Genomic DNA, 26,318 nt, shown 5'->3' with positions numbered 1-26,318 from the left:
ATTTTTACAGTATTTAGTTTTATTGACGAAAAAAAGCGTACTTTTGCGGCATAATTCGCAAGAACATATGAATAAAATTAGAAATGTGGCGGTAATCGCTCACGTAGATCACGGAAAAACAACGTTAACTGACAAGATGATTCACTACTGTCAGGATATCGGAGAAAAACTTCCGGAAGGAGATTTAATTCTTGATAACAATGATCAAGAAAGAGAACGTGGTATAACCATTTTCGCAAAAAACATTACTGTTAACTATAAAGGTTATAAGATCAATTTGATCGACACTCCTGGTCACGCCGATTTCGGTGGTGAAGTAGAGCGTGTACTTAATATGGCTGATGGAGTTCTTATTTTAGTTGATGCATTCGAAGGAGCAATGCCTCAGACTAGATATGTAACACAGAAAGCACTTGAGTTAGGACTAAAACCTATCGTTGTAGTTAATAAAGTAGACAAAGAAAACTGTAGACCTGACGAAGTACAGGAAGATGTTTTCGAACTGATGTTTAACTTAGATGCAACAGAAGAACAGTTAGATTTTGAAACTGTATATGGATCAGCTAAACATAATTGGATGGGAGCAGAATGGGATAAACCTGCGGATGATATCTCATACTTGTTAGATAAAATTATTGAAGTTATTCCTGAACCTCCAGTAAATGAAGGACCTCTTCAGATGCAAATTACAACTATCGACTATTCTTCATATGTTGGCCGAATTGCAATAGGTAGAGTTCATAGAGGAGAAATCAATATGACAATGCCTATATCTTTAGTAAAAAGAGATGGTTCAGTTGTAAGATCAAAAATCAAAGAAATATTTGTTTTTAATGGTCTTGGGAAACAAAAAGTAGAAAAAGTAGAATGTGGTGACCTTTGTGCAATTACTGGTATCGCTGATTTTGAAATCGGAGATACGATTTGTCACTTTGAACATCCTGAAGCATTACCAGCTATCACAATTGATGAACCTACGATGAGTATGTTGTTCACGATTAACAATAGTCCGATGTTCGGTAAAGAAGGAGATTTCGTTACTTCTCGTCACATTAAAGAAAGATTAGAAAAGGAAACTGAAAGAAATCTTGCCTTAAGAGTTGAGCAAGGTGCTACTCCAGAAGCATTTATCGTTTATGGAAGAGGTATCATGCACTTATCTGTTGTTATAGAAACAATGAGAAGAGAAGGATATGAACTTCAAGTAGGTAAGCCTAGAGTTATCATCAAAGAAATTGATGGTGTAAAATGCGAACCAGTTGAGGCATTAACAATCGACGTTCCTGAAGAATTTAGCGGGAAAGTAATCGAAGCAATCACAAGAAGAAAAGGTGATTTATTAATTATGGAACCTAAAGGTGACTTAATTCACCTTGAATTCGAAATTCCTTCTAGAGGATTAATCGGAGTAAGAACTGTGTTAATGAACTTATCTGCTGGTGAAGCGATAATTGCACACAGATTCGATAGATTCGAACCATGGAAAGGTGATATCCCTTCTAGAAACAAAGGAGTACTAGTTTCAATGGAGCAAGGAAATGCTTTTGCTTATGCAATGGATAAATTACAAGACAGAGGTAAGTTCTTTATATCTCCTCAGTCAGAAGTTTATGAAGGAATGATCGTAGGTGAGCACACTAGAGATAGTGACTTATGTGTGAATTTAACAAAAGCTAAGAAGATGAGTAATATGCGTTCTTCTGGAGCTGATGATAAAACTAAATTAGCACCGCCAACAGTCTTCTCTCTTGAAGAATGCATGGAGTATATTGCTGAAGATGAGTATGTAGAGGTTACACCGAAATCAATTAGATTGAGAAAGATCTTATTGAAAGAGAATGAGAGAAAAAGAGCTACTTCTCCGAGCATGGCAATTAGCTAAATATTAAAATATATAAAATATTTCATATATTTAAAGTATAAAAGACGAAGACGAAGGGTCATACAACGGGGATTGTGTGGCCCTTCTTTGTTTATGCAAGGTCTTTAGCTATATTTTAGATTTCGTGAGAATCAAGCATGTCGGTGCAGTCACTATGTTTCTCTTCGTGCTTATCGATCCATACTTATTATAATATAGGAATGAGAAAATCCCATATCCTTTCTCGGACTGAAGTCCAAGGTCCTATAATTGCTAATTACGATCAATAAGTCTTTAGGAGCGAACAGAATTTAATTAATCATCATTCTTCTTTAATCTTTTATCCTAAGTTCTAGCTCTAAGTACATTGATAGGATGACTGGAGGTCAGATTATCAAGTTCTTAGCAAAAAACTAAAACAAATACGAACCTCTCTTCCATCTTTAAACTCTCCTTAAAGACCTTTTGTCCACTTGGCTTCGTTGTATCTTTGTATATTATTCAATAAATATTTCATTTGCATAATGAAAACTTTTACACTCTTCTTCTTTCTATTTTTAGGTCAATTTTTGCAGGGCCAGAAAGCTGAATTATTTAGGGAAATAGATAAGATTATTCGATTTGATACAGACATCGTTTATCCAATAGAGAAAAGTTTTGTAATCGGTGTTATCATAGAAGACTCAACCTATGTACTGAACTTTGGACCAGAGCATATCGATTCTTTCGACTTGTTTGAAATAGGTGGTATAACAAAAGTATTCACCTCTACCCTAGCAAGCCAACTTGATCTAAAAAACTTAATCAAACTTGACACAACCATCAATAGTTTCTTGCCTGAAAAATATCAAAATAAGTATCTAGAGGACTATACGCTAGAAGACTTAATGATGCACAAGATTGGTTTTCCCAAAAGACCGTCGAACCTTTCTTCTAAAGAATATAATTTCAGCAACCCATACGCTTATTATACGAAGGAAGATGTCTTGTATTATTATGCCAATTTTAAACCTCAGAAAGCAAATTGGTTCCGACCTTCATTAAAATATTCCCACATCAATTATGCATTGCTTGAGATTATTCTTGAAGCTAAAATGAACATGCCACTCGAAGATTTATTCCATTTCTACCTATTCCAAGACCTTAAGCTTTATAATACTTCATTGGCTATGCCAGATCAAAAACTAAAAATTGGTTACGATCGGTCTAATATGATTCCAGAGCCTTGGAGCTATCAGAGTTTTGCTGGATCTGAAGGCCTAGTATCTTGCTTGAATGATTTGATCAAGTTTACTAAGCAATCAATGGACGATCGCACGGAATCATTAGTAGAAGCCCAAAAAGTTAGGAAAAATTCAAAGATTAATAATAAATTGTCACTGACTTATGCATGGTACATTCTGAATTCCAAGCAAACTGGGCGAATATTCACGCACTCCGGAACGACTGAACGACATAAAGCATATATCCATTATAAGAAGGAGTCCCGAACAGGTGTAATTATATTATGTCAATCTAGTGAAGGCGTTGGGGAACTTGGAATGCTTATTTTGCGTATGATTAATAATAATTGGAATTAAAACATGGGAAAGAAAAGTAAAGGGTCTAATCCGAATATAGGTAGTTTGGTATTTACGACGGGAACAGAAGGTAATAGTTTCTTTGATGGTTTGTCTATCGAACCTGTAAATGGGGACGATTTAGCGCCTGAAAACTTAAACCTGCGAGTCTATCGAGATAAGAAAATGCGGAGAGGTAAAGTAGCCACCATCATCACTGGTTATCGAGGTAATCTGAACACACTTAAAGAGTTAGGTAAGACACTAAAGAAAGAATGTGGCGTAGGTGGAACCGTAAAAGACAACGAAATCTTGATCCAAGGTGATTTTAGAGACCAATTAGTCAAGTCTCTAATTGAGAAAGGTTATAAGAAGACAAAACCTACTGGTGGGTAGAGGTTTTGAAGTAAGTAAAATCTCTATAATTTATTATTGCATGCTAGAAGTATATTTCATTGAAGGCGCCCCTAAAGGATTGCCATTAGTAATCCAATACAAGTAATATCATCAGAAGTTTATGAACAGGCCTTCAGCATCCTATCCTTCCCTTGCATATCTTTCAGCAAATTCACTTGGCTATAACCACTGTGCTCGAAAATCTCCTTGACCCCAGCCGCATTAAATTCATTGCATTCTAAGAATATACTTCCACTTTCATTCATGTGAGTTTTGCCAAATTCCGCAATCTGTCTATAAAAGATGAATTCATCATCAGATTCTGGAAACAATGCCATTTCCGGTTCATAAGCTAGCGTACTTGCAGACATTCTATCTTTTTCTGAAACTGGAATGTAAGGCGGATTACTTACGATTAAATCATACTTTTCTAACACTTGCCACGCAGCTCGATCTAAAAAATCCAAACATTTAAAATCAATCCCTAATTCATATTTTTCTGCATTGCGCTTCGCTACCTTTAGTGCTCCTTCACTTAAATCAATAGCAGTCATCTTGAAGTCTACTCGTTTAGATTTTAGTGCAACTGGAATGCAGCCCGACCCAGTTCCAATATCCAAAACCGAAGCGCCTACCGCAACTTTTGCATTTAATATTTCATAGACTAACTCTTCCGTCTCTGGTCTCGGGATTAGTACTTTTTCATTGACCATTAAGCGAAGGTTATAAAAATCCGAGATGCCCGTGACATATTGAATCGGCATTCCTTGTTCTAACTTTTTAAGAGCTGATTCGAATGTTTCTATTTCTTGAGTGTGCAAGTGCCGATCTATGCCATTCCGATATCCGAATAAATCTTCCCAAAAAATGGCTGCAATCTGTTTAGATTCTCTTTCGTCATACAATTCAGAAAGTCCCTTTTGTAATTTGATATTTGCATTGGAAATTTTCATACTCTGAACATTACTGGATATTTCGATAACTTAGAAGGATAGCCTCTTATAATTCTGGTCAGATGATCTCGACTTTTATCTATATTTAACTGAAATATATTCATAAATCCGCCATCGTCATAATGTGCGAAGTCCATCAAGTCACAGATCCCTGGGATGTCTACTATGTCGCATCCGAATTCTTTCGCATAGAAAGGAGTCAGCCGAAGTGAATTCACTGTGTAAATAATTTCTTCCTGCACGAATCTGGAGACCTTGTTAAATGTCCCTATGCTTTCATCTGTAATTCTACCGTGCTCGCTTAGTCCCCATGAATCTATATCTTCATCAAATCCTGCAGCGGTCTCCACTAGCATGGATGGTTCGAATGCTATCCCTAGCAAATCGCAGACTTTCTTTAATTCTTGTGATGGATGAGTTACCAAGTCTTCATAGACCACTGGAATATAGTGTTTTTCATTCCGCATAGCTAGTCCTACACAAGTATTGACCAAATATAAACACGTGGCGTAATAGATACTAAATCCTCTCCTATTCAGCGAAGCAATCGTATCATATGGATTCCGAATCGTATGAATTAAAAAGCAATTTGGAAAGTGATCTAGCAAGTACTTAAAGCCATAAACGTTAGATGGTGTCTTCTCTATCCAATATGATTTTCCATGTTTGCTCGCTACCGTTCTAAAGAATTCTTCTGCAAATTCCTCGATAAAATTTGAGTAACTGACTAATTCTTGCAACTTTTCCCACTCCCACTCGTAGGCTTCATTGAGCAATTCAACCTTCGAATACATATGCCAGGGAAAGGATTTTAACTTGCCGTCTAATAAGTCAGCCTTACTGTCTTTCCAGTTCGTAAAGAGTTGATGTTTTGTAAATAGATAAGACTCCGGCCCACAAAATACCTCGGAATGCCTATTCAACACATTGGCCAAAACCGAACTCCCTGTACTTCCAGAACCTCCTATAAAACATCGCATACTTAGTATAAATAATAAGTGGAAAGGTAATAACTAATCAACAAAACGGAAAGCCAAGCCGCATAGGTTTTTAGGTCAATGTAGGCAGATGGCTTAATTGCATACTTTCTCCAAGCAACCGTAAGCAGGATCAATTTGTTAACCAAATAAGCGATCACCGTTGCCCATGCAATCCCAATCATTCCATAATACTTCAACAATAACAAACTTAAGCCAATATTTACAATTAACTCTATAAGCGCACTAATCATTAAAGTAACATTTTCATGCTTTGCAAATAATACAACTTGCGGCATGAATAACCTACTGCTAATCACTAACAAATACACGTTAAAGAGCTGGGCAGAAATCAAATAATCATTACTATAAACCATTGGAAAAACCAGCGGACTAATCAACATTAATACCATACTAATCGGAAAGAGAAAATTCATTAGCCTCTTGATCTTCTGCTTCACCTCTGATAGCGCATCTGCCATATTATTAACAGCAACGGGAATTAAAGCGGTCGAAACTGCTCCTACTAGTATGGTGACTAATGGCAATTCACGCGCTCCATATCGGAACTGTGCAAATGCAGTTTCATCGTAAAAAACATTGACCAAAAAACCATCCACATACTCCATTCCATTCCCAAGCAACATCTGAAAAATCAACGGTAATGAAAAGATTAGAAAGACGTATTGGAGTTTAAAATCTAACTTTAACTTCTCCTTCCTGATGATCAATTGAGCAAACCAAACAAACTTAAACAAAGCCCAGCCAACCATCAATTTTAATAAGTTCTCAATGGAAAAATCTAGCATTACACCACTTATGATCAAGATCAGCTGCAACGCAAAGATAACCATTCCATATATGATGATTTTACTAGACTGACCTTTCAGTAAGTAGGTATACTCCGTAAAATTAGCAGGTGCAGAAAGTATCATATAGATGATCAGGTAGCCCAGATAATCGACCTTTCCCACCATTTCAAATACCGCATGTCTAGCAAGATACAATATCAACCCAGCGATAAATCCCAAGGCTAAAAGAAGAATTGCAATATTGAATAGCATCAACTGCTTCTTCTCCTCTGTTAGACTCGGATAGTAGCTCATTAATCCATTATTCAAGCCCATCACCCAGAAGAAGCTCACCACATTGGCCAGAAAAAAGAATAATTCGTAAACTCCTATTTCATCGGTTGAATAACCAGTTTTGACTAAGATGATACCGATTAAAATCAACACGGAAAACCGCATGACTTGAAATGCTTGGAGCGCACTTACATTGTTGATATAAGATCTTAATTTCACTTACTCATAACTTTATGCCAGATCGCAAAGCTAATGAATTTGAAAATCTTATAGTTTTCCTGGGCATCCGATTCATCTATAGCTTCGCCCAACAATTTCTTCATTTTCTCCACATCGAAAAACGGAGATAAATCTTCTGTAAAATAGGAAAGCAATAAGTCCTTGTGTTTCTTCATCCAATAATTATTCGGAGCTACAAGTCCCATTTTATCTTTACGCCTTAAGACCTCCTGAGGCAAGATATCTGAATATGCATTTCTCAAAACGTACTTAGAAAAGCCATTTTTAATTTTTAATTCTTGCGGAATTGCCAATGCATATTCAAAAATTTGCGAATACTCAGAGAAAATAGAATGATTCATTACTCCGAAATGCCGTCCGATTCGATCATTAAACCTCAACAAGTTTGCAACCGCGCCGTCGTAGAATTCATATGCTAAAAAAGAATTCAAATTTTTCATTGACCCAGGTAAAGTAGATGCCACTTCTAGGTCTAGCAAATCCGAATTTAGACCGAGTAATAATGGATTAATCTTTACGTCGAGTTTACGTTTATTTTGAGGATTCACACGTGGAAAATAATGGTATTTCAGCAAATTCTTGATGTAAAATTTCATTGAATTTTCACCCAATTTGCTTTCGGTCATTTGCTGAACAAATGCGCTAACCTTTCCTTTTCTAATTAAGGAATTCCAGTAGATAGCTAAGTGATAATAATGACCTGCGAATAAAGCATCTGCTCCCGTTCCATCTAGCACCTCGTTAATCCCTTTATATTTGCAAAAGCGCATCATTTCATATTGCAGAAAACTCCCTAGCGAAGTAGTAGGTAGCTCCATTGCAACATGCAAGTTCTCTATTTCACTTTCGATATTCTGAGCGACTACTTGATGCCATTCCGTTATCCCTAGTTTCTTAACCACCTCTTCGGCATATTCGACTTCGTTCAGTGATTCATCAGACGTCATTGCCGTTATAAATGGAATACGATCTTGCTTTTCGTTCAGTGCCAATGTTGCAGCAATAACAGAACTATCGATTCCTCCACTTAAAAAAGCACCTAATTCGGCGCTGTCTGCTTCTATTTGCTGAATCACCTTACTAATTCTATCTCTTATCTGTTCTGATATCTCTTCTATACTTTCTTCACTTGGCGTGTTTTCTGCTCGATTAAAATAAGACTTCGTGCTGTAAGTGAGACTAGAAAAACTAAACGTCAGCATTTCTCCTGCTCCTAATTCATGGACACCTTCTATTAAACCGCTCGTCTTTCCTGAAAAGAAAAATTCATGAGCTCCTTGTTTAGAAACCTTGAAAGGAACGAATGGAAATTGTAACAAACCTTTTATTTCATTCGCAAAGGCGAAATGATTTTCATCTTCCCAATAATAGATAGAACGAACACCAATGCGATCTCTTGACAATATAAGTTCATTCTCAAGAATTTCACATACTGACCACGATCCATTATATCGGTCTATGTGAGCATGCGAGAAAGAATCTTCCCCTGGAATATACCCATCGAAGGCTATTGCTTCGTTAGATTGCAAGTAGAAATGGTCATTAATTTTGGAAAATTGATTGCTAAGTGCAGCAACTTCTACTTGATTTTTAAAGATAACCCCGCTATATCGATTCTGCTGCTTTATCGGCATTCCAATTTATTTGGCTTAAATATTGATTGTAAATTTAAGATAATATCCCACTAGATGAAAATAAAGAACATTCATCAGGAATTAAAACTCTATAAAAATTTAGAAGAGCTCAAAGACTTCGAGCAACAGCTGATTAAAAAAGCTGTCGATTTTCTAGATCTATCTTATGCGCCATACTCCAACTTTAATGTTGCGACGGCTATTTTGTTGGAAAATGGAGAGATTATTTCAGGTGCTAATCAAGAAAATGCATCATATCCGCTATGTATATGTGCTGAACGTGTAGCCTTGCATCATGCTGCAATGCGTTTCCCGAAGATGAAAATTAAGTTAATGGCCATAACCGCCAGAAATAATGCACGGACTGACTTAGGTCCTATCCCACCCTGTGGGGCTTGCAGGCAGGTTATTGCTGAATATGAAGACTTGCTCGATTGCAATATTCGGATTCTTATGAAAGGAAACCTAGACGAAGTGCTCGAATTAGAATCTATAAAACAAGTCCTACCTCTTGGGTTTAATAGCGATTTTTTAGAAAATTCCTAGCTTCTTTAAGATCATCTGGAGTATCCACACCGATAGAAGTTCCTTGAATTTCTAAAGCATAGATATTGTATCCATTTTCTAACCATCGCAACTGCTCTAAACTTTCTGTGTTTTCAAGCATAGAAGGTTTCAATTTTGCCAATTTCAACAATACATCTTTTCTAAAGGCATATATCCCTACATGTTTGTAATAAGGGTTATCCTGTTCATTACGCTTGTAAGGAATGACAGCTCTGGAGAAATACAATACTTTTTGATCAATTGTTTTGGTCAATTTTACATTCGAAGGATTAAGTATTTCCGAAGCTGCGCTTATTTCATGATATAAAGTAAGAATATCGATCTCAGGGTTCTCATAAAGGTAGCTATTCATTGCCTCTAGGTGATTTGGGTCAATGAATGGCTCGTCGCCTTGAACATTAATAATGTAATCACAATCTAGATTTTCTGCCACTTCTGCACATCGATCTGTACCGCTTTTATGATCTTCAGAAGTCATGATTGCATCTGCTCCAAAGCTTTTTGCGGTGTTAAATACCAGTTCGTGGTCAGTCGCCAAAATTACTTGATCAACATTTTTTACTTTTTTACAAGCTTCGAAAACCCACTGAATTAGGGGCTTTCCATTAATATCTGCCAATGCTTTGCCTGGAAGTCTAGTAGATGCGTATCTAGCTGGTATAATTATTGCAGTAGTCATATTACATATTATAATTAAACGTAATTTGTAATAAATTTATCTAGAGATGATTAAATATTATTAAATTTCGTTATATTTTTGTTTAACCGATTTATTCAGCAAATTTAAAGAACCATGAACAGGTTTATCATGCTTTTCGCTTTTATTTTGATTTTAACTCAAGCGGCAGACGCACAATCTCCTATTTTTAGTCCTGGGGACCGAGTTATTGTTCAGATTTCTCCTAACTATGGAAAGGTCTACGTCCACGAAATGGCACCTAAGCAAACGGTGTACACGCTGGCTAAGACATTTGATCAAAGAATGTCAGATGTAAAATCAGTTAATCCAGGGATTGATTTCAATTCTATGAATGCTGGACAAAAAATTCGAGTTCCCTTTTTAGCGGCTTCTCTTATTAAGCATCCATCGGAATTAGCAACTGGAGGTGATTACGTTCCAGTTTTCTATATGGTAAGACCTAAAGATAACTTATATAGAATATCTAAAGTTTACTTTGATCAAACGATCGAAAATTTATTAGCCATTAATAATATCAAGACTTTCGATTTGAAAATTGATCAAATCATTCAAGTAGGTTGGTTAAATATTGGAGATAAAACACAAGCACCGACTGTTACCGACATGGTTACAAAGCCTGTAATTGCAAAACAAGAAGTAGCTCCTAAGCCTACGATTACTCAAGAAACTACACCTGCTCCGCTCGTTGCTGAAAATACCAGCGAAAAAGAACACAAAAGTAGAGTTGTTTCAAGAGAATCAAGAAAAAAGAAGAAACAAGGTTTCTTTTCTAAGATTTTCGGAAAGAAAAAGGATAAAGAGATCAAAGAAGTTGTGCAACTTTCAGACCAGCTAGAAAAGAAAGAAACTACTGTTGTACCTCAGGAAAGAACACTAATTCAGGAAGTTCCAGCAGAAAATATTACGAATGAACAACCATCTTTCGAGGGGATTGTGTCTGCACCTGCACAAAGTGAAGAATTAATTACGCCTCCTTTAGTTAATGAATCGACGGAAATAGAAACAGTTCCGACTTACAAATTCAAAAGTGAAAAAGGTATTGCTATATGGAATCAAACATCTACTAATTCAAAAAACATGTTTGCACTCCACCCTACTGCAGTTGTAGGTAGTTACATAGAAATTACGAATCCAATGCTTAACAAAACAGTTCAAGCAAAAGTCATCGGAAATATTCCACCGAGAACTTATACAGATGATGTTTCTATCGTTGTTTCACCACGAGTTGCAAAACTATTAGGTGTCGTAGATCAAAGATTTATGGTAAAAGTTAAATACAGAGAGTAAAAATCTAATTACCTTTGCTGAAAATTAAGAAGCATTGGACTATTATAATAATATACTGGAAACTATCGGAAACACGCCGATGGTCAAATTAAATAAAATAACATCAGATGTACCGGCCTTAGTTCTCGCTAAGGTCGAGTCATTTAATCCCGGAAATTCGATTAAAGATCGGATGGCATTAAAAATGGTGGAAGACGCTGAAAAATCTGGTTTGCTTAAACCAGGTGGCACTATTATCGAATGTACTTCAGGTAACACTGGAATGGGAATTGCGCTAGCCGCAGTCGTGAAAGGTTACAAGTGTATTTTCACATCAAGTGATAAACAATCCAAAGAAAAATTTGATATTCTAAGGGCCATGGGCGCTGAAGTAATTGTATGTCCTACGAATGTTACGCCAGATGATCCACGCTCCTACTACTCGGTAGCTGAGAAATTAAGCAAGGAAATTCCGAATTCTTTCTGGGCTAACCAATATGATAATCATTCGAACACAGTTGCTCATTACGAATCGACTGGACCAGAAATATGGGAACAGACTGAGGGAAAGATTACACACTTAGTGGTCGGTGTTGGAACAGGAGGAACGATCAGTGGAACTGGGAAATATCTCAAAGAAAAAAATCCTAACATTAAAATCTGGGGAGTGGACACTTATGGTTCCGTTTTCAAGAAGTATCATGAAACGGGTGAATTTGATGAAAAGGAGATTTATCCATACATCACAGAAGGAATAGGTGAAGACATTCTTCCTAAGAATGTGGATTTCGGAGTAATTGATTATTTCGAAAAGGTATCGGATAAGGATGCAGCGGTACTTGCTAGAAGATTGGCAAAAGAAGAAGGTCTGTTTATGGGATATTCCGCGGGTTCTGCAATTGGCGGTGTATTGCAATTGAAAGATAAACTGACCAAAGATGATGTTGTGGTTGTGATATTGCATGATCACGGGAGTCGGTATGTAGGAAAAATCTACAATGATGACTGGATGAGAGATAGAGGATTTTTAGAATCTGATTTCACGATTGCTGATTTAATCCGTAGAAAAGATGCAGAACCGTTTATTTCTATTGAAGTAAGTGACACGGTGAAGAAAGCGATGCAGATGATGAAGGAAAGCGACATTTCTCAGATGCCTGTGATGGAAAACAATGAGATCGTTGGTTCTATTAATGAAAGTCAGGTGTTGAGTTTCATACTGGAGAATCCTGTAAATAATGCAGATAAGTCTGTGAAAGAAATTATGGGGAAACCGTTTCCGATTGTAGATAGTCAACTTTCTGCACGAGAATTGAATAAGTATATTTCCAAGGATGTGCCTGCCGTTGTAAGTAAGTCGAATACGGGAGATTTTCATATAGTAACGCAGTATGATTTGATTCAGGCGCTTTAACGAATAATGGAGAGTTCTTGTATGTTTTATGGACTTGCGCGGTAGATCAGGGAAATCATGTTTGGATCGTGATTTAGTTTAGTGGTGTTGTGAGGATAACTAATTCTAATACGACCCACATTCAGTTAATGAACGAATGTTCCGTTGGAATTATAGCAGAGCAAATATAAGGAGTGAAACAAAAGCATACCTTTCGGCCGCGGATGACATGAGCCGTAGTGGATTCCTAAGACTCAATTTTAACCACATTCAGCTCACCAATCCTTGCTAACGCACATCTCATCCCGTGGCTTACCGATCTAAATGTTATAGGGAATTTCTGGGCTTAACGATTTGTTGTTTCTAGGTACAGCGTACCGACTTTGTTTGTAACCTAAGCGTAGAAAGTATAAGAGAGGTACAGCGTACCGGCTTTGTGAGGATTTTTATTTCTCATATGAACTCACATTCAGCTTACCAATCCTTGCTATCGCTCACCGCCTCCCGCGGCTTACCGATCTAAATGTTATCGGGAATTTCTGGGCTTAACGATTTGCTGTTTATAGGTACGGCGTACCGACATTGTTTGTAACCTAAGCGTAGAAAGTATAAGAGAGGTACAGCGTACCGGCTTTGCGAGGTTTACTATTTCTCATATGACCCCACATTCAGCTTACCAATCCTTGCTATCGCTCACCGCCTCCCGCGGCTTACCGATCTAAATGTTATCGGGAATTTCTGGGCTTAACGATTTGCTGTTTATAGGTACGGCGTACCGACATTGTTTGTAACCTAAGCGTAGAAAGTATAAGAGAGGTACAGCGTACCGGCTTTGTGAGGATTTTTATTTCTCATATGAACTCACATTCAGTTAATGAACGAATGTTCCGTAGGAATTATAGCAGAGCAAATATAAGGAGCGAAACGAAAGCATACCTTTCGGCTGCGGATGACATGAGCCGTAGTGGATTCCTGATACTCAATTTTAACCACATTCAGCTCAGCAATCCTTGCTAACACACATCGCCTCCCGCGGCTTATCGATCTAAATGTTATAGGGAATTTCTGGGCTTAACGATTTGCTGTTTATAGGTACAGCGTACCGGCTTTGTTTGTAACCTAATCGTAGAAAGTAAATATAGGTACAGCGTACCGGCTTTGCGAGGTTTACTATTTCTCATATGAACTCACATTCAGCTCACCAATCCTTGCTAGCGCTCACCGCCTCCTGCGGCTTACCGATCTAAATGTTATCGGGAATTTCAAGACTTAACGATTTGCTGTTTATAGGTACGGCGTACCGACTTTGTTTGTAACCTAAGCGTAGAAAGTATAAGAGAGGTACAGCGTACCGGCTTTGTGAGGATTTTTTTTTCTCATATAAACCCACATTCAGTTAATGAACGAATGATCCGTAGGAATTATAGCAGAGCAAAAATAAGGAGCGAAACGAAAGCATACCTTTCGGCTGCGGATGACATGAGCCGTAGTGGATTCCTGATACTCAATTTTAACCACATTCAGCTCACCAATCCTTGCTATCGCTCACCGCCTCCTGCGGCTTACCGATCTATATGTTATCGGGAATTTCTGGGCTTAACGATTTGCTGTTTATAGCTACGGCGTACCGACTTTGTTTGTAACCTAATCGTAGAAAGTATAAGAGAGGTACAGCGTACCGGCTTTGTGAGGATTTTTATTTCTCATATGACCCCACATTCAGCTTACCAATCCTTGCTATCGCTCACCGCCTCCCGCGGCTTACCGATCTAAATGTTATCGGGAATGTCAAGACTTAACGATTTGATGTTTCTAGGTACAGCGTACCGGCTTTGTGAGGTTTACTATTTCTCATATGACCCCACATTCAGCTTACCAATCCTTGCTATCGCTCACCGCCTCCCGCGGCTTACCGATCTTAATGTTATCAGGAATTTTTGGGCTTAACGATTTGCTGGAAAAATTACCTATTATTCTTCAGTGTCTTCACATCAGCTATAAGCTGATTTACAGACGCTTTATTTAATCCATTATAGATACCTCTAATATGCCGATGTTCATCCACCAACACAAAATTTTCAGTATGTAAAAATTCCTCAGGTTCTTTCTGAAGCCCTAAGTCCTCCTCTACAAAATAATCCTGCCTACCCAGTTTATAAATTTCTTCCCTAGCTCCAGTAACCAAAGACCACTTCTTCGAATCCACACCTTTATTCTCTGCATATTCCTTCAGTACAGGTACCGAATCATATCCAGGAGTTACAGAATGAGAAAGCAAAAACACATCATCATCCTCCATGAATACTTCTTGAAGAATGGCCATATTATCCGTCATCTTAGGACAAATTCCAGGACAGGTAGTGAAGAAAAAGTCAGTAATATAAATTTTCCCTTCATACGTTTGCTCTGTAATCGTATCTCCTTCTTGATTTACAAACTTGAAAGGAGATACCTGGTGAAAATCTGCTAATTCAGCATCATCCGCAGTCAGCCAATGAGGCGTAAAAGTAGCTTCACTATAATAGGGAAGCGTCTCCACCCTACTCTCTTTCTCCTGGGTTTCACTACAGCCAACAATAAAAATTGTAAGCATCAGAAAAACGAATTTAATCTTCATATTGAACAATTTCATTATCCAGTTGAAAACAAAGACTGGCACGCTTCAAACCAAAAATGCGGCCATTCTTTGCTTCATAATTATTATATAGTTTGCCATTCTCTCTCCAGGATTGTTGTAATCCATCCTCTTTCCCCATTGACAAATTCATTTTCTTAAACTTATTACCCGAAATATAATACTGGTACTGAATTCCGTCGGGTACTCCATCCTTATAGTTTGAATCTGATCTTAGATTTCCATTACTCCACCATGTTGCTGTCCGTCCTTCTTGATAACCATCTACATATTTACTTTCGAAACTCAACATCCCATTCTCGAACCATTTTCTATAGTATCCATGCTTCTTACCTTCGACATAATCCTTAGCAACTGATAAGTATCCATTCTCATAATACCTTACGGCTCTTCCACTAAATAGCCCATCACGATAAAAAACCAACCCTTTATCAGCATTTAAAATAAGTGAGTCTTCATGAACACTTACCATAGAAAGTGCTACTTCTCGATCACTCCCGCTTTCTTCACTACTTGCTTTTTGGCAAGCGGTGAAAGAAAGTAAGAGTAATAAAATGGATATGATGTTATTGAATTGCATTCGGTGTTCCTTGATAATCTCCAGGGAATAAAATATAGTATGCATTCAAGTACAATTCATTCTGAATATGGTAGTGATATTCAGCATCTGTAGCATGTTGTGTCGTACTTGTATGCCCACCTGATTCATCTAGATCTGTTGGATAAGTGCCTGTAGAATTACATTTTCTTCCATACAGAAAGAAACCATCAGAAATGACTCCTATTAATGCTTCGTCATCATTAGACCAAGCTTTAGTTTCTAAGTGGTAGTGGTAACTTTGTGGCCCTGTATGTGCTGCAGTATAATCTAAAGATCCCACTGCATCATCTAAAGGAACATTAGGTCCTTCTTCATCATTATAAATCATAGAACCACTAACCGCAATTCCTATTGCTCCTAAACCAGTAGAACTGGAAGAAGAAGCCAATACAGGATTTGCTGGAATTCTTAAAGTATAACTACCATTAAAATCATCAATATTCCCTGGCGCCATTTGCGCATAAGAAGTTACTGTAGGTTCAACAAATAAGGCATGATTTTCAGAAGCAGCTTCAGTTGTCAAGGAATTCCCCATCGGATCGATTACATTTCTTTCCGTGGTATTCGACCAATAAGGTGATGTGTGATTAGGTAATCCATTAGATTCTAAGACTACTTCATCTCCATCCAAATAAATTGAGAAATTGTCATTATCAAATTCTTCAAAAGCTGGATGTAACGTTGCCTCGGTTTCTTCCATATCTTCAGTGTTATCATCTTTCTGACATGAAACAAATACGGATGTCAATCCAAGAACTATCAAAAGGAAAAAAACAAAATACTTCATTGTTATATTTTTTAGTTATTTCCCTTTTAGACAAAGGCTTTTTACTTTTCCTTCGGTGGTGGACCTTTTTTATTTTCATTGAGTAGAATAAACACTAGCGCTTTTCTCTTAAACTCTTCGAAATCAGCATATTGCTCCTCCTTTAAAGTACCTTTTATTTCTTCAAAATGATTGTAAGTTGACTCGATTTTCTGCTTTTCAAGACTTAATATCATCTCCATCACTTCCTCTTTATTAGTCTGTTCAGACGAATGACTTACCAATTCAAAGTAAGCTCTTAACTGCTTTCTTTGATTCTTATTAAGGGATTGCATTTGCTCTTTATGCTTATCTGCAAACATAATAAACTGTTCATCTTGATCACCGCTTAGGTTCATGATGTCTCTTGCAGATTTAACCATTCCTTTATTTCCTCGATTAGGTGGTGGCCCATGTCGAGTTATAAGGAAAAAAGTAATCATTGCCACATTAACAAGCAATAATGCTATGGTGCTTATCTTGTAAAAATTCAATGCTTTCATTACTCGTAAATTTTATAATCAGAAACAAGCATGTAATTATCCGAATCACTAGAACTCACTTCGCTCAAATCGGAATATCTACTTTGAGATATTTGCTGGACAGCAAATACATTGCCCATAATCAATAACGCGGCAACGGCAGCAATTCTGCTCCAATGCGGCATCGTTAATACTTGTGTCTCTGGGCGATCAATCTCCTGTAATATTTGGTCGAAAAGTTCAGGACTAGGCTTAGCTCGCCTGCTTCCTTCCATACTATTCAGAACATCATTTACCCATTTTTCTTTGTCATTTTTCATTTTTTAGGATGCTTTATTACATATTAGACATTCATTTCTTTGATTTCCTGCGGTTAGGATAAATATTTTCTAAATTTTTTCTCAAATTGGACTTTCCTCTCTGCAAAAGTGATTCCACAGACTTTAATGTAACCTCCATCACATCCGCCACTTCTTGCCGTGGTAACTCTTCTATATAACTCAATATAAACGCTGTTTTCTGAGACTCCGGTAACTTATCGATCGCCTTAAACAAGCTTGCCGAGTGCTCCTTTTGTTCCATTAAAGCACCAGGATGCTCAAAATCAGGAACATCATATTCCTGCTCTCCAAACTTAAGGAAAGAAAATCGTTTACCCTTCTTAATTTTATTGAGTGACGTATTAACCGTTATTCTATAAATCCATGTACTAACTTCAGAATTACCTTGAAATTTTGAAGCATTTCGAAATACACTGGTGAAGACATCTTGAGCTACTTCTTCTGCATCGCTACTGTTATGTGTGTAACTGATCGCAGTGTTATAGACTTTTTCACTGAACAATTGATACAGCTTCTGGAAGGCATCTCGATCACCTTCTCCTATAAGTTTTATCAATTCGTTTGCTTTGCCCAAAAATTTATTTCTATGATTGAAAGAGATGCTTTACCTATTCAAAGGTAAAACTATGCATTTAAAAAGGACATTCTAGAATAATTTATTGTGTAAGCTTGGAAATTTGTAGTTCTCCATACACTCGAAAATCAACAAATTGAACATTGCACATTCAGAGATAATGGATCAAAAATTGACCATTACCCTACCCTCATTCCATTCTCCACTTTCTTTCCGGGTTTTATAAGCGTTACTTCTTTACCATCAACCGCGCCCATCACTAAACATTCACTCATGATATTAGCAATCTGCTTCGGCGGAAAATTAACAACAGCAATCACTTGCTGGCCTACCAGTTCTTCAGGGGAATACAGTTTGGTAATCTGCGCTGAAGTTTTTCGCGTTCCCAGTGGACCAAAATCAACAATTAATTTATAAGCAGGATTTCTCACCTCTGGAAAGCCTTCCGCTGAAATGATGGTTCCAACACGCATTTCTACCTTCATGAATTCCTTCCACGAGAGCGTTTCTTGAACTGAATTTTCATTATTCATATGGCGTATATTTTATTTAGGTCAATGTATAAAAAATCAAATTATCAAATTTCACTTTTCATTGGCTTTCTTCCATTCTAGTCTGGCCAGACCAACAACAATAATAATTTCTACAATGAAATATAAGTATCCAAGATAAGTAAGACTTCTGCTATAAATGATCATCAATGTTAGCGTCAGGATACAATATAAAATATTAGCAATAGCTATAGCTTTTAGGTAAGGTTGCCAATTTTTAAGATTCGAAAAATAACATATCAATGAATAGACCGCGAAAAAGCAAGCTGGAATAGCGAGTTCAATTAATACCTTACGCGGCATGCCAATTAAGGATTCAAATTGACTTAAAATAAGTCCTAAAAACGATGCAGAAATAATCGCTCCGATTCCATCCACCAGAAAAAATTGTCTAGAATTTAGATTAGATAAATCCATAGATTATTCCTTAAAATATGGATCTCCGGATGGTACTGCTTTGATAAAACCAAGTGAACTTAAAAATTGATCCGCTTCCCAGACCGTATCTTTAAAAAGCGCAAGATTTTTGTAATTGAAAAATCCATGCTTCTCACCTTCGTAAAGTTTCAACTTACATTGGCTACCTACCTTATTCATTACCATTTCGAAATATTTCATACTCTCCAATGTGGTCGTGTAATCTACGGTTCCAAAGAAAAATATAGTCGGCGGATCTCCTTTCTGTACATTGTGCAATGGCGAAAAATCCTTGTACGCCTCGCCTATTCTTTCGAAACCATAACCAGCAGGCCCATTATCAATTACAGGATTAAAAAGCACCAAAGCATTAGGTACACAGCTAACGGCAAGATCATCCGTTTCCTCATTATATAGCTCAATCATTCCAGTAGCGGCTGCTAAATGTCCTCCGGCTGAACCACCAGAAGCAATCAGTTTCGAAGGATCGATCGAAAACTTTTCCGCATTTTTACGAATAAAGCGAACGGCAGATTTTGCATCTTTCACACATTCGAATGGCGAAACTCCATCGCTTTTCTTCGTCCGATAATCTGCAAGAAAACAAACAATCCCTCTTTTCGCAAAGTAGTTCGCTTGCTCATAAAATTGATTTCGATTTCCACCATTCCATCCACCACCAAAAAAGAAAACCATGGCTGGATAAGTTTTTTCCCGGTCAAAATTATCAGGATAGCGCAATTCTAAATACAACTTGGCAGTATCCACTTGCTTATAGAGCACCAATTCCTGGGCTGCACAAATGGAAATAAATAGTAAAAATAAGGCTGAAGTGATAATCGCTTTCATGCTGATCTTGATCAAATTTTAATAATAATGATAAAAATAGAATAAGAAATGGATTACTTCATTGTATTCTTCCCTTAATGTACTTTTATTATTTATAAGCTTAGTAGATATATGAGATCGCGATATTTAATATTTATTCCTAACTTTAAATGACCAATACAAAAAGTCAAATAATGCAAGAACAGACTAAAAAAATTACAGAAGCGGTTATAGATCAGAAATTGGCAGAAAAAATTGCCAACATCAAAAAGGAGAAAGCGCTGGATTATCTTGCAAAACTTCAAAAACATCAGCACACTTTAAATACGCTACATTTCTACGGTACAACACTTGAAGAAGTGAATATTCATAAATCAGATGAATACTTTTCTACTTGGTTTCAGGACGCAAATAATGGTGACATCCATGCCATGCATAGTATCTTAGACCACTTCGAGCCTTTAGAAATTATTACGAATATGGGGCACAATTACAGATCGAGGTTTTCCGAAAATTCAGCTGAAATCATTTTAGATTTCCGTCCAGATCAAGTTACTCCTCAATTCCATTATGAATTAGACGGTGCTGATTTGTTAAAAAGACCTTTAACCCTTGAGGAGAGAAAAGAAAATATCAAACCATATCTTTATAGTTGCATCTTAAGAATCGCTAAGGAGTTAATGCTATACTTTCCGCTTAATAAAATTTCTTTTTTGGTAAATTGTCCAACAATAAAGATGGATAAGAAAGTACTTTCCGTTACTAGTGAGCAAGTGCAATATTTTCTCGAAAACAAATATGGAGATACATTCATAAAAACATTCGAAAGTACAGTCTTGAATTAAAAAGCCTTTTTATAGGCTAACGTAACTAATCACTAAAAATAAAGTATCCCAAACCGCCAGGATCTCTGATGATAACGTTATCAACAATTCCATCCTTATTGAAAGCGGTGATTTCTTCTGTAAATGGGATATTCAGTGTTCTAATATTTTGTATGACATCCAGATTATCAGTTCCATTAAAATAAGTCAAGGATGGATTAAAAAATAAATGTGGACAGGCATTCGCTCCCATTAGACTGATCGTAAATCCATCGTCATTTTTGATAGACATCCATCCAGCAGTTTCATCTCCCATCGTCTTTTCAAAGCCCAAAATCTTCCATATCTTATTCATCTGTGCAATTGAGATTCCCTCTAGACTCAAGCCAGCAATACTCCCTAATCCAGATTGTTTCTCCAGAACCACTGGAATTCCCACACCCTCCATACTTTCCACGAGGTAGATCCACATTCCCGTAAAATCAGCCAGTAAGTAGCCATTATCTATTCTAATAACCTCTGTTAATGTGCGCAATTGCCTCACTGTATCGAGCCAATCCTTCTTGAAAAATTTTAATCCCGCTCTCGCATGTTTAGAAGAATCCAGCTCAATAATATATTCCTTATCTGCTACATATTGACGTCCTTCCGATTCGAATTCGAAAAAATTTAAACGCCTATAGAAATCTAAAGATTTTTTTAAATCTGGAGCTGGAGAAACAATTAGCGATTTTTTCATAATTCTATTTTTGAATAACAAAAGACAGAATACCAAATTACTTATTTTATTTGAAATTCAACTACTTTACATAAGAACCTTACGAATAAGTTAACTCATAACTATGGATGTATATTTCAAACACTATTCCGGATAGATCTTCTACCACATTTTAAATGGTTTATCTTCTGGATAATATTCTCTAATCGATATCAACTCAGTAAAAGAGGAGAATCTCTCGAACATATTTTAAGAAGTTTGGACAAATGGGGGGAGGAGGACTGAAAACATTGACCTATAAAAAAGCCATCTCAAAACGTAATGAGATGGCTTTCTTACCCTAGTTATAAATACTAATTATTCAATAATTAACTTGGCCTTCTTTCCATCATTAGTTACCACAATATAGTGGCCACTTGCTATTCCTGAAAGATCAACAAATGCTTTATTTTCTGCATTTATAATTCTGACACCTGACATGTCATAAATTGTAAAGGTAGTCGGTTGATCGAAGAAAATCTTAGACGCAGTAGGGTTCGGGTAAATATGAAGTTCATCAAAATTCAGCTTCGCCAAGTTTTCCGTAGACGAAACCTCGTTACTCACATTCTTCAAGTAATATATACTTATTGTAGAACTTACCTCATTCGCGACAACAACCATTGCCGTATCAATCGGACTAGACGCTGGTGTTATATAAATAATACCCTCTGGACCTAGGTCGCCTCCCTCGTCATCACCTAATTGCCTGCTATTGATGTAGGTTTCAAAAAATGCTGCCGTTGGATCCGTAATATCGTAAACCATCACACCACCAGTTCTTTCTAGGGTGATAAAAGCATAAAATTTCTCACCTATTGTTGCAATTGTAACACCTTCAGGCTCAGGACCTTTATTGTCACTTCTATTTTTAAAATTATTATTCGAATTACTGGCATTAAATAATTCACCATATACAGAATCATTGGCCGTAATTTTCTCAAAATCACTACCACTATCGTATTCAAGAGCACCAGTACTTGAATTCCAAATACTGAATGATCTCCCACCAAACACATATATTTCATCAAAATCTCCATCTCCATCAGTATCTCCTGAATAAGGTGAAACTGCTAATCGTCCAAGCACATAATCCTTCTTCATAATTTCTGCATGTGGGAAAGCTTCAGTATCAAGAATATAACTACCATCGCCTATGCTAACGTCTTCATCTATAACTCCATACTCGCGCTGATCACCTTCATTAGCAGTTACAATATAAGTAACACCATCCACCGTATAATTAGCAATAGCATCTGGCATAAATAGTCCTTTTACTGGGTGGGTTGAAAATATAATATCATCTGTATCATCAGAAACGTCTAAGACATTAGCTGGCAGAGAATGGTCTTTCGCTCCTAGTGGAAAAAACTTTTCTATAGTTTTAGTTTCCAGATTAAGAACCGCAATGGCATTGTTTTCTTGTAGACTTATCCAAGCATATGAACCATCATCTGAAATGGTAATAAATTCAGGTTCTAAGTCCTGAGAAACAGAAGATCCTAATCCAAAAATACGAACACCAGCATTTACTAAGGCCAATGAATCTTGATCGAAAGCATTAAAATTAATATTCAAAACATCTTCCTGAGTAACGTTTTCGATATCTGCGGAAATATCAATCATAGATATACTTCCTTCAGGGTCTACGCTATATTCATCAGCTGGCTGCCCTTCATTGGCAATAAGAATATAATCGCCCGCAGGAGTGAAAGTCACCATGTCGGGTAAATTCCCTACTAACAAATTCGTGATTTCAATTCCATTTATATCAAACAAAACCACAACGCCATCAGCATCAGGCCCATTTTCCACTGTCGCTGCAACAATACCGTCGTGGACAGCCACACTGGTAGCGCCTGCACCATAATTAGACATATCTAATTCAGCGATTTCTGTTATATTTAATGGATCACTAAAATCTAAAACTTCGACTTTTACAGCTTCTGAATTTAAAACAAATAGTCGCTGTGAAGAACTATCATATGCAACTATTTCGGCAGTTCCCTCTACATCTACTAAATAACTGCCCACATATTCCATCCCTAAAGTGTTTGCACCTACTGGAGCACTTTCTTCATCATCAAGAATATATCCTACGAAATCAGTATTTCCACCTAAAAGGCAGTTTTCAGCATCACTTAAACTTAGAACAATCATCTTATCCATCTCTTCTAATGAGTTGTCATTCAGCGTTATACTTATCGTTTGGATTAAATCTCCTTCAGGTAAAAAAGTAATCACCGTATCTGCGAATACATAGTCAGTAACCGATGCATTGGTAAGGTTTTCAATTAAAGTTACACTCACCCGTGCTGTATCTTCAGTGGAATCAGTAAGTCCAACATCAACTAAAAAAACACCTCCATTCTCACTTTGCGAAACAAATTGTTCTGTAAAAGAAACCGTTGCTACCACAACTGGTGTGTACATTCCTGGCGATGCGAAAATATCCACACCATCTACATTTTTCACTAAGGTTGTGGATGCTTTCCAGTTACTGCCATCATTCGCTTCAAGATCTGGATTAATCAGTTCAAGAGAAGGTCCTGATCCGTCTGCAGATGCATCCCATAGATCAGCATCATCGTATTCTACTTCGAATAAAACTTCATCATTCGTATTGATGATCTGCAATAATTCGCCCCCATTTCCTAGCATGTTGCCTGAATTAGCAACCATATCGATAAATTCCGCATTATAAAATGTATCTGCAACTTCTTTATTGGTAGCTAACAATACGGTAGCTCCTGGTGCAAGGATCATTTCTGGAAAAGTAAATACAAAGTTTCCTTCGTCCTTTACAATTATTCCTCCCAATTGCGCTTCATCATCACCATTATTTAAAATTTCCAGAAATTCCACATCATCATCAAAATCAACAGGTACATTGTACATGATCTCCGTAATAAGCAATTCCGGAGATGAAGTATTTAAGAAAAATCCTTCACTAGTATAGACTGAAGTCATTTTGTTGCCACTGGTATCTTCCAAATTTGATATTTCCAATACGGTTGAAATCCCATTGAATAAGCCTTCATGACTAATCGTAACAGCCTTGGTTTCATCATCATAAATGACCTCTGAAATTCCAATATTTGGAGTGAAAACATAATTTTCTAGATGAGTTGCAGAAATTTCAGTTAAAGCTTCAGAAAAATATACATTTAATATTGAAGAAGAAATCACCTCAATATCCAAAACATAAGGAGGTGTCACATCTGTATCTGAAAATATAAATGCTTCTGTACTGAAAGGAAGATCTGGAGCAACAGCATCATTGTGATCATTATCATCATCTGTATCCTGAATATCCCAATTTTCCATATCATTGATATATGAAAAATAGCCATTGGCATCGATACCTGATCTTGGACCGCTATATGCTGCTACATCAGCTGTTTCAGTTAAAACAATTGCTGTGAATCCTAATTTCAATCCAGTTCCAGTCAAGTCGCCGAATCCAGATGAGATATTAGAAATCGCAGATAAAAAGGTACTTGGTTGACGAATGTCTGTGCCGATATAGGCAAAAAGCGCATCACCATTCTTGGAAAGACCAGTACCTCCACTGACACTACCATGGTTAACTTCAATTTCTCCGTCTAGATGATTAATCTGAATAATTGTTCCAGCAAGAATATCTTGGTCTCCAGAAATCCATATAACATCATTTTCATCATCCCCAAAGGAGTCTCCATTCCATTCAGAATCACAAAAATAAATCGTTGTATTAGCAGGAATATCGCTAAAAGCAACAAATGCAATATCATCATCTCCATCAGCATTAAAGCCTGTAAATGCTATATCTGCAGTCTGCAATTGACTGAACCCAGGAGCAATTAAAATGACAAATAAAAGGTAAGTAAATACTGTTTTCATTATAATTTAGTTTCATATTATTAAAACCACGAATGTAAAATCAGTATGTTATTAGCAAGTTAAATCTAGTTTAAGTCTGACTTAAGAAGTCTGATCTATAGTCATTATCGATGTAAAATTAAATGCGCATTGAAAGATTGTGATGGCTAATTATAACAACTTAAATTACAATGAAAGTTTGTTACTAAATATGATCAATCTTAGGATCAAATATTTCCAGCGATCACAAAAAAAACTGGATGATCGGTTAATCATCCAGCCTCTAAACTTGCAGTAAATGCAAAATTAAGGATTACTTTTCTTAGCAGCCTTTGCACAAGTTTTAGCACAAGATGAAATTTTTGCGCTACTGGCTTCACTTTCTGAAACTGTCACTGCACTCGCTTCCGAACGCTCCATTTTCACGGATGCAACTTTAGTTGTTCCAGTCTTAGCTTTACACTTGGCAGCTTCTTCCTTAGTACAAAGACCTGCAGTTACCATAGCAGCACAGGCCACAGGATCACAGCTGGCCGGCTTAGACGTAGCTTTTTCAACTGTTGGTTGAACAGCACTAGTACTCGTTACGGTTTGGGCTTGCATGATCAAGTGCCTGTACCAACCAAAAGATACAAAGCACACTATCCATCATTATTTAAGTTATCCTTTACAACCGCTAGTTAGTTTTGACGTGGCCCCTGTCCTCTCTGTGGTTTAGGCGCTTTATCTAATTCTGCTTTAGTGATAAAACCATCGTGATTACTATCAATTTTTGCAAAATCATTTTGAAGCGGACCCTTTACTTCTGATTTTGCAAGTTTGCCGTATTTATTAGCATCCATTTCAGCTAATAATTGAGATGAATTGGGCGGTCCTCCTCTTTCATTATTGTTCGAAGTATTTTTCTGGGTTCCACATGCTACTGCAGTCAAAAGAACTGAAGCTAACACGATTCTTTTTACGATATTTTTCATTTATTATGTTTTGTTAGACTCCATGAACACCATTCTC

25 protein-coding genes and 1 pseudogene are annotated in these 26,318 nt (G+C 36.9%); 7 read left to right on the top strand and 19 right to left on the bottom strand.

Annotated features, from left to right (window positions below):
• Positions 1-67: 67 nt before the first annotated feature.
• The 3 genes from typA (at position 68) to L2586_RS14580 (ending at position 3,816) form a co-directional block, all read left to right on the top strand.
• Complete coding sequence (typA, locus tag L2586_RS14590) at positions 68-1,882, top strand: translational GTPase TypA (protein WP_235293656.1); 1,815 nt, start codon at positions 68-70, stop codon at positions 1,880-1,882.
• 503 nt (positions 1,883-2,385) lie between these two features.
• Positions 2,386-3,441, top strand: coding sequence for a serine hydrolase domain-containing protein (locus L2586_RS14585; protein WP_235293655.1), 1,056 nt, complete (start codon positions 2,386-2,388; stop codon positions 3,439-3,441).
• A 3-nt stretch (positions 3,442-3,444) separates the two neighbouring features.
• Entirely contained in the window at positions 3,445-3,816 is a 372-nt protein-coding gene (locus L2586_RS14580) for a translation initiation factor (protein WP_235293654.1), read from the top strand.
• Between the two features lie 119 nt (positions 3,817-3,935).
• Here the strand turns inward: L2586_RS14580 and prmC are convergent, their stop codons facing one another.
• From prmC to L2586_RS14560, 4 genes are read right to left on the bottom strand one after another with little or no spacing between them, the layout of a single operon-like run.
• Entirely contained in the window at positions 3,936-4,769 is an 834-nt protein-coding gene (gene prmC / locus L2586_RS14575) for a peptide chain release factor N(5)-glutamine methyltransferase (RefSeq protein ID WP_235293653.1), read from the bottom strand.
• Positions 4,766-5,749: a sulfotransferase family protein gene (locus L2586_RS14570; protein ID WP_235293652.1), complete on the bottom strand. Its 984-nt coding sequence runs from the start codon at positions 5,747-5,749 to the stop codon at positions 4,766-4,768. The genes prmC and L2586_RS14570 overlap by 4 nt, the downstream gene beginning before the upstream one ends.
• A gap of 2 nt (positions 5,750-5,751) precedes the next feature.
• A complete protein-coding gene (locus L2586_RS14565; RefSeq protein ID WP_235293651.1) occupies positions 5,752-7,050 on the bottom strand; it encodes an oligosaccharide flippase family protein in 1,299 nt (432 codons plus the stop codon).
• Entirely contained in the window at positions 7,047-8,705 is a 1,659-nt protein-coding gene (locus L2586_RS14560) for an asparagine synthetase B family protein (RefSeq protein WP_235293650.1), read from the bottom strand. Before L2586_RS14560 ends, L2586_RS14565 begins: the two co-directional genes overlap by 4 nt.
• A gap of 54 nt (positions 8,706-8,759) precedes the next feature.
• On the opposite strand from L2586_RS14560, the gene L2586_RS14555 reads away from it, so the two are divergent.
• Positions 8,760-9,251: a cytidine deaminase gene (locus L2586_RS14555; RefSeq protein WP_235293649.1), complete on the top strand. Its 492-nt coding sequence runs from the start codon at positions 8,760-8,762 to the stop codon at positions 9,249-9,251.
• On the opposite strand, the gene kdsB is transcribed toward L2586_RS14555, so the two are convergent.
• Positions 9,223-9,951 carry a 3-deoxy-manno-octulosonate cytidylyltransferase gene (kdsB, locus tag L2586_RS14550; protein ID WP_235293648.1) on the bottom strand — a complete coding sequence of 243 codons (729 nt, stop codon included), beginning with the start codon at positions 9,949-9,951 and terminating at the stop codon, positions 9,223-9,225. The two genes, L2586_RS14555 and kdsB, sit on opposite strands and share 29 nt — an antisense overlap.
• A gap of 114 nt (positions 9,952-10,065) precedes the next feature.
• Between kdsB and L2586_RS14545 the strand changes: the two genes are divergently transcribed.
• Both L2586_RS14545 and L2586_RS14540 read left to right on the top strand, forming a co-directional pair.
• Positions 10,066-11,259: a LysM peptidoglycan-binding domain-containing protein gene (locus tag L2586_RS14545; RefSeq protein ID WP_235293647.1), complete on the top strand. Its 1,194-nt coding sequence runs from the start codon at positions 10,066-10,068 to the stop codon at positions 11,257-11,259.
• 34 nt (positions 11,260-11,293) lie between these two features.
• Positions 11,294-12,652 (top strand): pyridoxal-phosphate dependent enzyme, encoded by a 1,359-nt coding sequence (locus L2586_RS14540; RefSeq protein ID WP_235293646.1) that lies wholly within the window; start codon positions 11,294-11,296, stop codon positions 12,650-12,652.
• Positions 12,653-14,594: 1,942 nt separating this feature from the next.
• Here L2586_RS14540 and L2586_RS14535 read toward each other — a convergent pair.
• From L2586_RS14535 to L2586_RS14495, 9 genes are all read right to left on the bottom strand, one after another.
• Positions 14,595-15,248 (bottom strand): SCO family protein, encoded by a 654-nt coding sequence (locus tag L2586_RS14535; RefSeq protein ID WP_235293645.1) that lies wholly within the window; start codon positions 15,246-15,248, stop codon positions 14,595-14,597.
• Positions 15,238-15,846, bottom strand: a complete 609-nt coding sequence (locus L2586_RS14530; protein WP_235293644.1) for a toxin-antitoxin system YwqK family antitoxin — start codon at positions 15,844-15,846, stop codon at positions 15,238-15,240. Before L2586_RS14530 ends, L2586_RS14535 begins: the two co-directional genes overlap by 11 nt.
• Positions 15,833-16,654: a YHYH protein gene (locus L2586_RS14525; protein WP_235293643.1), complete on the bottom strand. Its 822-nt coding sequence runs from the start codon at positions 16,652-16,654 to the stop codon at positions 15,833-15,835. Before L2586_RS14525 ends, L2586_RS14530 begins: the two co-directional genes overlap by 14 nt.
• Before the next feature lie 41 nt (positions 16,655-16,695).
• Positions 16,696-17,175 carry a hypothetical protein gene (locus L2586_RS14520; protein WP_235293642.1) on the bottom strand — a complete coding sequence of 160 codons (480 nt, stop codon included), beginning with the start codon at positions 17,173-17,175 and terminating at the stop codon, positions 16,696-16,698.
• A complete protein-coding gene (locus tag L2586_RS14515; protein WP_235293641.1) occupies positions 17,175-17,474 on the bottom strand; it encodes a hypothetical protein in 300 nt (99 codons plus the stop codon). Before L2586_RS14515 ends, L2586_RS14520 begins: the two co-directional genes overlap by 1 nt.
• A gap of 31 nt (positions 17,475-17,505) precedes the next feature.
• The gene (locus L2586_RS14510; protein WP_235293640.1) at positions 17,506-18,051 is read right to left on the bottom strand and encodes an RNA polymerase sigma factor; all 546 of its coding nucleotides are present in this window, start codon (positions 18,049-18,051) and stop codon (positions 17,506-17,508) included.
• 197 nt (positions 18,052-18,248) lie between these two features.
• Positions 18,249-18,602, bottom strand: a complete 354-nt coding sequence (locus L2586_RS14505; protein ID WP_235293639.1) for a tRNA-binding protein — start codon at positions 18,600-18,602, stop codon at positions 18,249-18,251.
• Positions 18,603-18,653: 51 nt separating this feature from the next.
• Complete coding sequence (locus tag L2586_RS14500) at positions 18,654-19,037, bottom strand: hypothetical protein (RefSeq protein ID WP_235293638.1); 384 nt, start codon at positions 19,035-19,037, stop codon at positions 18,654-18,656.
• Positions 19,038-19,040: 3 nt separating this feature from the next.
• Positions 19,041-19,886, bottom strand: coding sequence for an alpha/beta hydrolase (locus L2586_RS14495; protein WP_235293637.1), 846 nt, complete (start codon positions 19,884-19,886; stop codon positions 19,041-19,043).
• A 173-nt stretch (positions 19,887-20,059) separates the two neighbouring features.
• Between L2586_RS14495 and L2586_RS14490 the strand changes: the two genes are divergently transcribed.
• Entirely contained in the window at positions 20,060-20,710 is a 651-nt protein-coding gene (locus L2586_RS14490; protein WP_235293636.1) for a hypothetical protein, read from the top strand.
• A 25-nt stretch (positions 20,711-20,735) separates the two neighbouring features.
• On the opposite strand, the gene L2586_RS14485 is transcribed toward L2586_RS14490, so the two are convergent.
• The 5 genes and pseudogenes from L2586_RS14485 to L2586_RS14470 all read right to left on the bottom strand — a co-directional run bounded on the left by L2586_RS14485 (position 20,736) and on the right by L2586_RS14470 (position 26,281).
• Complete coding sequence (locus L2586_RS14485; RefSeq protein WP_235293635.1) at positions 20,736-21,428, bottom strand: hypothetical protein; 693 nt, start codon at positions 21,426-21,428, stop codon at positions 20,736-20,738.
• Positions 21,429-21,507: 79 nt separating this feature from the next.
• A pseudogene (locus L2586_RS24845) lies at positions 21,508-21,614 on the bottom strand (glyoxalase); the annotation flags it as partial.
• Between the two features lie 150 nt (positions 21,615-21,764).
• The gene (locus L2586_RS14480) at positions 21,765-25,328 is read right to left on the bottom strand and encodes a choice-of-anchor I family protein (protein ID WP_235293634.1); all 3,564 of its coding nucleotides are present in this window, start codon (positions 25,326-25,328) and stop codon (positions 21,765-21,767) included.
• Between the two features lie 285 nt (positions 25,329-25,613).
• Positions 25,614-25,949 (bottom strand): hypothetical protein, encoded by a 336-nt coding sequence (locus L2586_RS14475; RefSeq protein ID WP_235293633.1) that lies wholly within the window; start codon positions 25,947-25,949, stop codon positions 25,614-25,616.
• Between the two features lie 38 nt (positions 25,950-25,987).
• Complete coding sequence (locus L2586_RS14470; RefSeq protein WP_235293632.1) at positions 25,988-26,281, bottom strand: EF-hand domain-containing protein; 294 nt, start codon at positions 26,279-26,281, stop codon at positions 25,988-25,990.
• Between the last annotated feature and the right edge of the window lie 37 nt (positions 26,282-26,318).

Source organism: Portibacter lacus (assembly GCF_021533215.1).
Classification (GTDB): Bacteria; Bacteroidota; Bacteroidia; order Chitinophagales; family Saprospiraceae; genus Portibacter; species Portibacter lacus.
The sequence above is the reverse complement of the archived record's forward strand: the minus strand, read 5'-3'. Positions and strand labels throughout refer to the sequence as shown.